Here is an 11855-nt window from a genome sequence, read left to right as displayed (position 1 = left end):
GTTGACGTTTTTATTGATTTTGTTCAGTTTTCAATGTTCAATCTTAGTAACGCCATTTCACTAATTTAACATGATGTTTACCTGTTGTCAAAATGTTTATCGGCGTGTCTCTATCGGACAAGAAATAATATATCATGTTTATTTGACATTAGGCAAGCCTTTTTCGAAAAAAGTTTTTATTTTTTTAAAAAACATGAAAAACGCCTGCTTTTCAAGCACTTCACCACCCATGCAACACCTTTTATGTTTAAATAGATTAAACGATTCATTTCTTATTTCTTAATAGAAAGAAGGTACCAGCTCATGGAATGGATTATAGATACTCAGCTGCTCGTAAAGCTTGGGCTCTCTTCAGCGCTCGGAGCCATTATCGGGTTAGAGCGCGAATTAAAACGGAAACCAGCCGGACTAAAAACGAGCCTTGTCATCTCAATTATCAGCTGTCTGCTCACGATTGTCTCTGTTGAATCCGTCTACCGATATCCCGGCAGCAGTGATGTCAATATTACAATGGATCCACTCCGATTAGCCGCCCAAATTGTATCAGGCATTGGCTTTCTTGGCGCAGGCGTTATTTTACACCGAGCCAATGACAGCATTTCTGGTTTGACGACAGCTGCAATGATCTGGGGCGCAGCAGGCATAGGTATTGTCGTGGGTGCAGGATTTTATTCCACTGCCATTGCTGGTGTTATCATGCTTCTATTAGCTGTTGAAATCTTACCTGGCATTATTCGGCTCGTTGGTCCCAAACGTTTGCAAGAAAGATTATTGTATATCAAGATTATGACAACAAGCCACCATAACGTACAGGATATTGTAAAAGCCATTGAACATGAAGATATTAACGTGAAACGTGTCCATATTCGATACATTGAAGCAAAACATGCTCATTTGATCGAACTTACAGCCGGCGTTTATTTTAAAAGGCAGACGACCCAAGTATACTGTACCATTTCTGAAATTTCAGATATACAACATGTCGAGATTGAAGAACCATGAAAAACCTCCTTTTCCGTTAGCCGGAAAGGAGGTTTTTCATACACTGCACACACAGGCTTGTTATATGGAGCATAGCGGGATCGAACCGCTGACCTCTTGCATGCCATGCAAGCGCTCTCCCAGCTGAGCTAATGCCCCTTTTTTATGTCTAGACTATATTATAATGATTTCCTGAACACTTGCAACTCTTTTCATAAAAAACTCCGGGGGATTATTCCCCACGGAGTCTCTTTTCTAATTCTACTTTTCTATCTTCATAGCCTGGTTTACCTAGAAGTGCAAACATATTCACTTTATACTCTTCTACGCCCGGCTGGTCGAATGGATTGACACCTAGTAAATAACCGCTGAGGGCACATGCTTTTTCAAAGAAGTAGACTAGGTAACCGAATGTGTATGCATCCATCTCTGGAATAGACACCGTCAAGTTCGGTACACCTCCGTCTGTGTGGGCAAAGAGTGCTCCTTCAAATGCTTTGTTGTTCACAAAATCAACCTTCTGACCAGCTAAGTAGTTTAAGCCATCCAGATCATTTTCTTCTTTTTCAACAACCAATGACTTACGTGAGTTTTCAACACGAATGACGGTTTCAAATAAGTCACGGCGTCCTTCCTGCACGTATTGACCAAGTGAATGAAGGTCTGTTGAGAAGTTAGCAGATGATGGGAAAATACCTTTACCATCTTTCCCTTCACTTTCGCCAAATAACTGCTTCCACCATTCAGAGAAATATTGAAGACCTGGTTCGTAGTTAATGAGCATTTCAATTGTTTTCCCTTTGTTATAAAGGACATTTCGAACCGCTGCATATTGATATGCTCCATTTTCTTCAAGCTCAGATGAGCTGTACGCTGCACGTGCATCACGAGCACCTGTCATCATTGCTTCAATGTCCACTCCTGTTGCCGCAATTGGAAGTAAACCAACGGCAGTTAAAACGGAATAGCGTCCGCCAACGTCATCTGGAATGACAAATGTTTCATAACCTTCTTCGTCTGCAACCGTTTTCAACGCGCCTCTTGCACGGTCTGTCGTTGCATAAATACGGTTTTTCGCTTCTTCTTTTCCATATTGCTTTTCAAGTAAATCACGGTACAGGCGGAAAGCTAGCGCTGGTTCCGTCGTTGTACCAGATTTTGAAATCACATTAATAGACCAATCTTTACCATCAAGCACATCGATCAAATCACTCATATATGTAGAGCTGATGTTATTGCCGGCAAAAACTACTTGTGGACCATTGCGTTTTTCAGATGATACGACGTTATAGAAGCTATGGTTGAGCATATCGATTGCTGCACGGGTGCCTAGATAGGAACCGCCGATCCCAATGACAACAAGCACGTCAGAATCTTTGCGAATTTTTTCCGCCGCTTTTTGAATACGGACAAATTCTTCTTTGTCATAATCTTCAGGCAAATCAATCCAGCCTAGGTAATCCTGTCCCTGTCCCGTTTTTTCATGAAGGGAATGGTGCGCCACTTTTACGGCATCGCGTAAATATGCGATTTCATGTTCGCCGAAAAACGAAAGGGCATTTGAATAATCAAATTGAATGTGCGTCATCCTCAAAAAACCTCCGTCTAACTGTATTTTCCACTTTACTGTATACGACTGTACACGGTTTCGCAAGAAAAAAAAACCAAAAAAACCGGGCTTATTTTTGCCCGGTTAAAGTGATGCACGTAAAATAGCTGTCACATCATCACGATCTAAATGCGTAAAATGACCGAATGGTCCGTTAAAAAGTGTTTTTTCTGCCATTTCATCTATGCGGCTGTCATCAATATTATAATCTGATAGGCGGACAGGCGCTTCAATAGATGTCCAAAAATGACGCAGCGCTTCAATGCCCTCCATCCCTACTTCTTTGTCCGTTTTCCCTTCTGGTTCAACCTCAAATACACGGACGGCCAACTGTTTAAATCGTTCTGGCTTCACATCAACCGTATGCTTCATCCAATTCGGGAATAAAATTGCTAGGCCGCCCCCATGCGGAATATCATATAAAGCGGATACTGCATGTTCAATATTGTGTGTCGCCCAGTCGCCCCGATATCCCATTTGCAGCATACCGTTTAAACCGATTGTACCTGCAAACATGATCGTTTCACGCAATTTTTCATTTTGCAGATCATTCATCAATTTCGGACCTATTTCGACAATTGTTTTAAGCGTTCCTTCGACCATTCGATCTTGCACATCTGTTTGATCGACAGTATGGAAATATTGCTCAAGCATATGCGTCATCATGTCGACAATGCCATATGCAGTCTGATCGCGTGGAACTGTCGTCGTCCAGAACGGATCGCATATTGAAAATTTTGGGAACACATGAGGACTTCCCCACCCGAGCTTTTCATTCGCTTCCCAGTTCGTAATAACTGATCCTGAATTCATTTCAGACCCGGTTGCTGCCAATGTTAAAACCGTACCGAATGGAATCGCCTCTTCAACAACCACTTTCTTTGTTACGAAATCCCACGGGTCACCATCGAATTTCGCTGCCGCCGCAACCGCTTTTGCACAGTCAATGACACTGCCACCGCCCACTGCCAGAATAAATCGGACATTATTTTCTCTGCATAGCTCTGCTCCGCGTTTAACCGTGGTCAGGCGCGGATTCGGCTCTACTCCCGACAGTTCCGTTATGTTAAAGCCTTGCAATTGTTTTAAAATAATGTCGTACAAACCGCTTTTTTTTATACTCCCTCCACCATATACGAGCAGTATATTTTCTCCATAAGGAGCAATGTTGCCTCTCAATTGATTTACTGTGTCTTTGCCAAATATCCACTTTACCGGATTCCAGTATACAAATTCATTCATTTTTTTCACTCCTGTTCTTTTTTATTATGCGCAACAGATCGTGTCTTTTTCAAATGATTGAACTTGATTCAAAAAAAACCGGCTGGAATTCAGCCGGTTTAAGTTTACACCCATCCTCTAAATTTCGAAGCTTCCGCTGCACGGCGAACACCGACCATATAAGCGGCGAGACGCATGTCAACACCGCGTGTCTGTGATACTTCGTAAATATTATCGAATGCTTGAATTAAGTTTTCATGCAGTTTTTTGTTCACTTCTTCTTCCGTCCAGTAGTACCCTTGATTGTTTTGTACCCACTCAAAATAAGAAACTGTCACGCCGCCAGCGCTTGCAAGAACGTCTGGTACGAGCAAAACGCCGCGTTCCGTTAAAATTCTCGTTGCTTCAAGTGATGTCGGACCATTTGCTGCTTCGACGATGATCGATGCTTGAATGTTATACGCATTTTCCTCGGTAATTTGATTGGATATCGCTGCTGGTACGAGTATGTCACAATCAAGCTCAAGCAGCTGCTGGTTCGTAATGGTATTGTCAAACAATGTCGTAATTGTGCCAAAACTGTCGCGGCGGTCCAGTAAGTAGTCGATATCTAGTCCATCCGGATCGTGAAGGCCTCCATATGCATCAGAAATCCCAACTACTTTTGCGCCTGCATCATGCATAAATTTTGCTAAGTAACTGCCGGCGTTGCCGAAGCCTTGCACGACGACACGGGCACCTTGAATATCGATCCCCCGTTTTTTCGCCGCTTCATGAATACAGATGGTCACGCCTTGTGCAGTCGCTTTTTCACGTCCGTGTGAACCGCCAAGCGCGATTGGCTTGCCTGTTATAAAGCCTGGTGAGTCAAATTCACGGATGTGGCTGTATTCATCCATCATCCATGCCATAATCTGTGAATTTGTATACACATCCGGCGCTGGAATATCTTTTGTAGGGCCAACAATTTGGCTGATCGCCCGCACGTAGCCGCGGCTGATGTTTTCGATTTCGCGCATAGACAGCTGCCGTGGATCACATACGACACCGCCTTTTCCGCCGCCATAAGGCAGGTTAACGATACCTGCTTTTAACGTCATCCACATCGCTAATGCTTTCACTTCTTCTTCATTCACTTCAGGGTGGAAACGGACGCCGCCTTTTGTCGGTCCGGGTGCATCATTATGCTGTGCACGGTAGCCTGTAAAAATTTTAACTGACCCATCATCCATCTTAACTGGGATACGTACTGTTAACATACGGAGTGGCTCTTTCAGAAGTTCGTACATTTCTTCCGTATATCCTAGTTTTGTTAACGCTTCTTTAACAACATTCTGGGTTGATGTGAATAAGTTTAGATTTTCAGCCATTTACCTTCGCCTCTTTTATTATCATTTTTATCATTACTTGATCATTAGACCGCCTTCATTGTACGCCTGTAAACAGCCCATCGCAAGCCCTATATTTAACCTTTTTTCCGTTCTTCTCTGACAGACTGTTCAATCCACTCCTGAAGCTTGTCTTTCAACGGATGAAAGCCGTCCCCATCATCATTAATACAGATGCCCCGACGCTGACGCCGACCACCCTCTTCTGTCGCGCGTATCGATAAACTGATTTTACTCTCGTCTTCGTTAACCGACAGCACTTTGACCGATATATCTTCGCCGACTGTTAAATAATCGTTAATGTCCCGCACAAATCCGTGGGTAATTTCCGATATGTGAACAAGTCCCTGGCGGCCATGTTCAAGTGCGACAAACGCACCGTATGGCTGGATACCGGTGATTTTCCCAGTGACAATCTGTCCCGGTTCAAATTTTTGTTCCATCAAATCTCTCCAGTTTTAATTGTTTTCTTATTTTCTTGTTTTATGCGTCGCGATATTATACCATACTTTCATAATGACTTGATATTAAGGACTCATTTCCCCGGTAAAAAAGACGTACAGTCATGTATTTTATTTAATACAAAAAAAGGAAGAGCTAAAATTACGCTCTTCCTTTTTCGATAAAGTGGCTGATTCGTTTGATCGCTTCTTGCAATTGTGACATAGAAGAAGCATATGAACAGCGAATGTATCCTTCGCCACCTTCACCAAAAACAGAACCCGGCACGACAGCTACTTTTTCTTCAAGCAGCAATTGTTCCGCAAATTGCTCAGATGTAAGCCCTGTTGACTGAATCGATGGAAATACATAAAACGCTCCGCCCGGCAAATGACAGTCAAGTCCAATTTCATTCAATGATTGAACGAGATAATTGCGCCGCCTACGGTAATCCTTTTTCATGCTTTCAACATCTGCGATGCCATGCTGCAATGCTTCAACCGCAGCATATTGCGCTGGTGTCGATGCACACATCATCGCATACTGATGAATCTTCAGCATCGCGCCAGAAATTTCTTCAGGCGCACATGTAAAACCAAGACGCCAGCCTGTCATGGCGAATGCTTTTGAAAAACCATTAATTAAAATCGTCCGTTCACGCATGCCATCAAGTGTCGCAATCGATGTATGATCTTCATCATAGGCAAGTTCTGCATAAATTTCATCGGCAATTACAAGCAAATCATGTTTTTTTACAATGTTGGCTATCAGCTGTAATTCGGCTGTATCGAGCTGGGTTCCTGTTGGATTGTTCGGATAACAAAGAAGAATCGCTTTCGTTTTCGGTGTAATGGCCGCTTCAAGCTGTTCCGGCTGCAATTTAAATTCTGTTTCACCGGTCGTACCAATCGTGACTGCTTTCCCGCCAGCAAGTTCCACGAGCGGTGCATATGAAACAAAACACGGTTCTACCACAATAATTTCATCGCCTGGGTCAGTGATCGCACGAATCGCGATATCGAGTGCTTGACTGGCACCGTTTGTGACAATGATTTCATCCTGAGGCGAATAGTTTACAAGAAAACGGTTGCTCATGTAATACGAAATTTCACGGCGCAATTCAATTAATCCAGCATTCGCTGTATAGGACGTAAATCCTTGTTCCAATGAAGATATCGCTGCTTCACGTATCGGCCATGATGTAACAAAATCCGGTTCGCCAACGCCGAGCGACACAACACCTTCCATCGTCGCAGCCAGATCGAAAAACTTCCGGATGCCAGATGGGCGCATACTTTCAACTGATTTAGCAATGTAACTTTTCCCCGTCGTCATCACGGTGACACCACAATTCTATGATCTTGCTCGTTTGATGTGTAAATCATGCCGTCATGCTTATATTTTTTTAATTGGAAATGAGTAGTTGTCGATACAACAGAATCAAGTGTCGATAATTTTTCAGAAACAAAACGGGCAATCTCATTCATCGATTTCCCTTCAACAGTCACCGATAAATCGTATACACCCGACATTAAATAAACCGAGCTGACTTCTTTAAAGCGGTAAATTCTTTCCGCTACTTCATTAAATCCGACGCCGTGCTTCGGTGTTACTTTTACATCAATCATTGCGGTTACGCCAGTATAATTGTCCATTTTTGCCCAATCTACAAGCGTTGCATAATGAACAATGATTTTTTCTTCTTCAAGACGGCGGATCATCTTCACTACTTCCACTTCCGCAAGTCCGATCATTTTCGCAATGTCAGAAGCTTCAAAGCGTGCATCTTTTTGCAGAATTTCAAGGATTTCCACTTCTTTTTCATTCAGCTTCATAATGATGAGCCTCCTCAATTATGTCAAAATCTACATATCCCATTATAACAAATTCATCATCTCTTTGTTCATTTTGATAAAACTTTCAATTATTTTTGTTGATTTTCACAAATAACATGGAGAATTATGTTTAATCATAAGCAACTTTTCCGCAAGCACTGTTGGATTTCCACCTGGCATTGGCGCATCAAAAGAGTGCTCATAGATGGATCGGATCGTTGCAGCGAGTTCGTTGATTTCATCCAAACGGTGAACCGCATAAATGGAGTCCGCAATTTCCGTATCATAAAAGCCCGCTCCCGCGTTGAATGGATCGAAGCCATTCAACACGTCGGCTAGTGCATAATTTAATTGTACAGTTTCGTTCATTTGTATCACCTTTCGTTTTCCATTACCATAATGGGAGTAACTTTATTGTCAAGGAGAGTGGATTTGATGTCAAGATTTGATGAGGTCATCGAGCGTCGCGGAACAAACGCTGTAAAATGGGATGCATTGAACGAAGTGTTTGGAAAAGATGACGTATTGCCGATGTGGGTGGCGGATATGGACTTTAAAGCACCAGATGCCGTTATAGAAGCGGTACAGAAAGAAGCAGCTCATGGTATTTATGGCTATACGCTCGTGCCAGACTCCACACGTGAATCCATCGTCACGTGGATGAGTGTTCGTCACAACTGGGACATTCAAAAAGAATGGCTACTGTTTAATCACGGTGTCGTCCCATCAATTGGTGCAGCGATTGAAGCGTTAACGGGAACAGGTGACGCGGTCATCGTGCAGCCCCCTGTTTATAACCCATTTTTCGACATGGTGGAAAAGAATGACCGAAAACTCGTTCATAGTGAGCTTATACTTCGAGATAACCGTTATGAAATGGACTTTACCGATATTGAAGAAAAAATCATTTCAGAAAAGGCGAAAATGTTTGTCCTATGTTCACCTCATAATCCCGGGGGCCGCGTTTGGACGAAAGACGAATTGACACAGCTTGCAGACATTTGTCGAAAGCACGGTGTGTACATCATATCAGATGAAATTCATTCCGACTTAACCCGGGCACCTCATAAACACGTACCGATTGGTTCATTATCTGAAGAATATGCTGCGTATATCGTCACATTAATTGCTCCATCCAAAACGTTTAATTTGGCAGGGCTGCAAGCGTCTGCTCTTATCATTCCAAATAAAGCAGTGCGGACAAAATTTCAAAAAGTATTTGCACGTCAGGGAGCATTTACGTTGAATCAACTCGGGATTGCAGCAATGGAAGCTGCGTATCGCTATGGGCATGAATGGCTCGACGAAGCGATTGACTATATTCAAAAGAATAACCGTCTTGTGAAGAAGTATGTAGAAGCGGAAATCCCCGAACTTACGGTCATGGAGCCAGAAGGCAGCTACCTCGTCTGGATCGATTGTCGGAAACTTGGCCTTTCAGACAAAGAACTGCTCGCCTTATTTTTAGATAGCGGCATTGCACTCGGAAATGGCGGGAAATACGGTCCTGGTGGCGAAGGATTTATGCGCATAAATGTCGCATGTCCACGATCGCTCGTGCAGGACGGCGTAGAACGAATGAAAAAAGCAGTAGACTCCATGAAATTGAGCTAGTGAGTTACCCACAAATACCCCGTCTGCACATGCAGCGGGGTATTTACACATTATATAGCTATTATTATACGCCTTTTTTGTTTCCCCATACAAATGTATGAAGCTGCGGGAGAACCCGAACGCTTTTGAATTCGGGGTCCGGCATCACAAGGTTAATGAGCCATTCATAGCGGCCGGCTAAATAGACGAGCAATTTCTCATCGTCTATTTCATCGAGACGATCATTTCCCACTTGCACGTAAAAAGGAATGCCCGGAAAAAGCTGATGCACTTTTTTCGCATACGTTAAGTCTTCTTTGTTAAAGACAACAACTTTTAAACTGACCTGTTGCCCTGCTGTTCGTTCAATAATATCAGCTAGCTTATCAAAATCCGTGTCCATTCCAGAACTTGGCGGCTTTGGGGAGATGGTCAGCTCGTCAATGTCGTGAAACCATGATTGGAATTTGGAGCCTTGCGTTTCAAGAGCAGATACAATTCCTTTTTCCTTAAACAAATCGAGCAAACCGGCAAGAGACGGCAAAAGTGCCGGGTTGCCGCCGGAAATCGTCACGTGATCAAACGTATCACCACCGACTTCCCGCAGCTCTTCATAAATGTCTTCAGGTGTCATTTTGCGAATATCATCTTTCGCACTGCCATCCCACGTAAAAGCCGAATCGCACCAGGAACAGCGGTAATCGCAACCAGCTGTACGTACAAACATCGTTTTTCGACCAATAACAGCTCCTTCACCCTGTACAGTCGGCCCGAAAATTTCAAGTACAGGAATCATGAGAAATCCTCTTGTTTCGGACGATAGATAACATAACTTGTCGGTGTTTCTCGCAAATAGACTTGCAAGCATTTCGGTTTATTTGGTGTTTCATTAAGTTCTTTTTGGATAACTTCCCAAATAACGCGGGCAACCACTTCTGTTGTTGGATAGCGCTCCGATATATCTTCAGAAAATAACATATCGTCATTTAGTACGGTATGGTCAAAGCGTTTATGAATAAGCGTCTTAATCAGTTGAAAGTTGGTCAGAAAACCAGATTCATTTAACTCATCGCCGGCGACCGTCACATTGGCAAAATACGTGTGGCCATGTAACTTCCGGCATGCTCCCGCTTCGTCATGCGGTACGTAATGCGCCGCAGCAAATTGAAAGTCTTTATTTAACTCATAACGGAAACCGTGCGTGGGGGCCGGATAAATTTGCTGCATCATCACACGTTTCCTCCTTTTTGTTCAAGGTATTGATCGAGTCCATTTTGACGCAGTTTGCAAGCGGGACATTCACCGCATCCTGAACCTTTTACACCGTTATAGCACGTTAGTGTATTTTCACATACGTACGCAAATGCACCGAGCTGATCGGCCAGTGCCCACGTTTCTTTTTTATCGAGCCACATGAGTGGTGTATGAATAACAAACTCATAATCCATTGATAAATTAAGCGTCACATTAAGTGATTTGACAAATGAATCGCGACAGTCGGGGTAGCCGCTGAAATCTGTTTCACAGACGCCCGTCACAATATGGCGCGCATCGAACTGTTTTCCAAGAATAGCTGCAAACGATACAAACAGCAAGTTGCGCCCTTCTACAAATGTTGATGGGGGCTCTCCTTCTCTTTCTTCAATCGCTATATCGGTGCGCGTCAACGCGCTCGGTGCCAACTGATTTAACAGCCCCATATTCAATATGTGATGCGGTACGTCAAGATGAGCCGCAATTTCTTTCGCTACGTTAATTTCTGCATCGTGACGCTGTCCATAGTCAAACGTCACCGCTATCACGTCTTTAAATGTTTGTTTTGCCCAGAACAGACACGTTGTACTGTCCTGTCCGCCGCTAAACACAACAACGGCTTTTTCATCTTTTAGCATCTTTATTTTCCTTCTTTCTATTCATATAAAAAAAGAAGTACAAGCTCGCGAAGACAATAGAAAAAAACCGTCACATGCCGGTTTTTTTCTTAGTTTTTTATAGAGGGAGTTCGCGAACCTCTCCCGCATATCGCGGAATGTCTTCTTTCATTTATCCTTTATTTTGTTGATTCATCTTACTGATTTGCTCTTCAATTTGTTTTGTTTTTTGTTCTTCCTTTTTCGACACCCGCTTCATAAAGTAAAAGGCAGCGACAGCCATTAAAACGAATACACTCATTGAAATTGCAGCTGGAAGATACTCCGATTTATCTTCAGGAAAGTATAAAAAATTTCCGAAACCAAGCATCATGTTAGTCAGCATACTGCATGCCTCCATTCTATCGTACCTATATATTATAGCAAGAGAACATCGTAAATCCAACCTCATGATTGTGTCAGTTCCATTAAATCAGGAAAATTGATACAATGAATTTTTAAGGAGGAGATTTTGTTGAATATTGGTGATTTGGTAACAGCACATTATAAATCAGGAAAATATACAGGATTGATTACAGCCATTCGCCCCGGCGGCTATACGATCAAAATATCATCTGTGCTGCGTCACCCTGCCCAAGGTGACTTGCACAATCCAAATGTTGCGGATGTCCCGTTTTTTCATGAGCGGAAAGCACTTGCTGAGGGTGAACAGGCCAATATCCCTGAATCGTCTGTTCACCTGTTCAATGGCGAAACGGCGAATTATATCGATTCGCTTCTGGCTGCTGTCGTTAAACTTGAAAATCGGCTTCTAGCGAAGGATGACGCATTCACGGTCCGCAGCTTACAGACACTTCAAGCAGTGAAAAAAGAGTATGCACTTATGTACAAAATTTCGTTCGAATAGCCCAATCAT

Annotated in this window: 14 protein-coding genes, 1 tRNA gene and 1 riboswitch; of the genes, 3 read left to right on the top strand and 12 right to left on the bottom strand. The window is 43.0% G+C overall.

Features of this window, described 5'->3' with window-relative positions; genetic code table 11:
- The first annotated feature begins 303 nt into the window (after nt 1–303).
- A complete protein-coding gene (locus tag BLL40_RS14890; protein WP_073712657.1) occupies nt 304–1002 on the top strand; it encodes an MgtC/SapB family protein in 699 nt (232 codons plus the stop codon).
- Nucleotides 1003–1067: 65 nt separating this feature from the next.
- Here BLL40_RS14890 and BLL40_RS14885 read toward each other — a convergent pair.
- The 8 genes from BLL40_RS14885 to BLL40_RS14850 form a co-directional block, all read right to left on the bottom strand.
- Nucleotides 1068–1140 (bottom strand) — tRNA-Ala (locus BLL40_RS14885).
- 73 nt (nt 1141–1213) lie between these two features.
- Nucleotides 1214–2569: a glucose-6-phosphate isomerase gene (locus BLL40_RS14880; protein WP_073712656.1), complete on the bottom strand. Its 1356-nt coding sequence runs from the start codon at nt 2567–2569 to the stop codon at nt 1214–1216.
- A 105-nt stretch (nt 2570–2674) separates the two neighbouring features.
- Nucleotides 2675–3832 carry an iron-containing alcohol dehydrogenase gene (locus BLL40_RS14875; protein ID WP_073712655.1) on the bottom strand — a complete coding sequence of 386 codons (1158 nt, stop codon included), beginning with the start codon at nt 3830–3832 and terminating at the stop codon, nt 2675–2677.
- 104 nt (nt 3833–3936) lie between these two features.
- Nucleotides 3937–5181, bottom strand: coding sequence for a Glu/Leu/Phe/Val family dehydrogenase (locus tag BLL40_RS14870; protein WP_073712654.1), 1245 nt, complete (start codon nt 5179–5181; stop codon nt 3937–3939).
- Between the two features lie 95 nt (nt 5182–5276).
- Nucleotides 5277–5642 carry a S1 domain-containing post-transcriptional regulator GSP13 gene (gene yugI, locus BLL40_RS14865; protein WP_073712653.1) on the bottom strand — a complete coding sequence of 122 codons (366 nt, stop codon included), beginning with the start codon at nt 5640–5642 and terminating at the stop codon, nt 5277–5279.
- A gap of 160 nt (nt 5643–5802) precedes the next feature.
- Nucleotides 5803–6975 (bottom strand): aminotransferase, encoded by a 1173-nt coding sequence (locus BLL40_RS14860; protein WP_073712652.1) that lies wholly within the window; start codon nt 6973–6975, stop codon nt 5803–5805.
- Nucleotides 6975–7475 carry an Lrp/AsnC family transcriptional regulator gene (locus tag BLL40_RS14855; protein ID WP_073712651.1) on the bottom strand — a complete coding sequence of 167 codons (501 nt, stop codon included), beginning with the start codon at nt 7473–7475 and terminating at the stop codon, nt 6975–6977. The genes BLL40_RS14860 and BLL40_RS14855 overlap by 1 nt, the downstream gene beginning before the upstream one ends.
- Nucleotides 7476–7580: 105 nt before the next feature.
- Complete coding sequence (locus BLL40_RS14850; protein WP_073712650.1) at nt 7581–7844, bottom strand: DUF1871 family protein; 264 nt, start codon at nt 7842–7844, stop codon at nt 7581–7583.
- 66 nt (nt 7845–7910) lie between these two features.
- Between BLL40_RS14850 and BLL40_RS14845 the strand changes: the two genes are divergently transcribed.
- Entirely contained in the window at nt 7911–9089 is a 1179-nt protein-coding gene (locus BLL40_RS14845) for a MalY/PatB family protein (protein ID WP_073712649.1), read from the top strand.
- 64 nt (nt 9090–9153) lie between these two features.
- Here the strand turns inward: BLL40_RS14845 and queE are convergent, their stop codons facing one another.
- The 4 genes from queE to BLL40_RS14825 all read right to left on the bottom strand — a co-directional run bounded on the left by queE (nt 9154) and on the right by BLL40_RS14825 (nt 11324).
- Nucleotides 9154–9864 carry a 7-carboxy-7-deazaguanine synthase QueE gene (gene queE / locus BLL40_RS14840; protein ID WP_073712648.1) on the bottom strand — a complete coding sequence of 237 codons (711 nt, stop codon included), beginning with the start codon at nt 9862–9864 and terminating at the stop codon, nt 9154–9156.
- Complete coding sequence (locus BLL40_RS14835) at nt 9861–10298, bottom strand: 6-pyruvoyl trahydropterin synthase family protein (protein ID WP_073712647.1); 438 nt, start codon at nt 10296–10298, stop codon at nt 9861–9863. Before BLL40_RS14835 ends, queE begins: the two co-directional genes overlap by 4 nt.
- Nucleotides 10298–10960 carry a 7-cyano-7-deazaguanine synthase QueC gene (gene queC / locus BLL40_RS14830; protein WP_073712646.1) on the bottom strand — a complete coding sequence of 221 codons (663 nt, stop codon included), beginning with the start codon at nt 10958–10960 and terminating at the stop codon, nt 10298–10300. Before queC ends, BLL40_RS14835 begins: the two co-directional genes overlap by 1 nt.
- A gap of 83 nt (nt 10961–11043) precedes the next feature.
- Nucleotides 11044–11087: riboswitch (PreQ1 riboswitch) on the bottom strand.
- Nucleotides 11088–11111: 24 nt separating this feature from the next.
- Entirely contained in the window at nt 11112–11324 is a 213-nt protein-coding gene (locus tag BLL40_RS14825) for a hypothetical protein (RefSeq protein WP_073712645.1), read from the bottom strand.
- A gap of 129 nt (nt 11325–11453) precedes the next feature.
- On the opposite strand from BLL40_RS14825, the gene kapB reads away from it, so the two are divergent.
- Entirely contained in the window at nt 11454–11846 is a 393-nt protein-coding gene (gene kapB, locus BLL40_RS14820) for a kinase-associated lipoprotein KapB (RefSeq protein ID WP_083566559.1), read from the top strand.
- Nucleotides 11847–11855 lie beyond the last annotated feature (9 nt).

Source organism: Domibacillus mangrovi, from assembly GCF_001906925.1.
Lineage (GTDB): Bacteria > Bacillota > Bacilli > Bacillales > Domibacillaceae > Domibacillus > Domibacillus mangrovi.
This window is presented reverse-complemented; position numbering and strand designations above follow the sequence as displayed.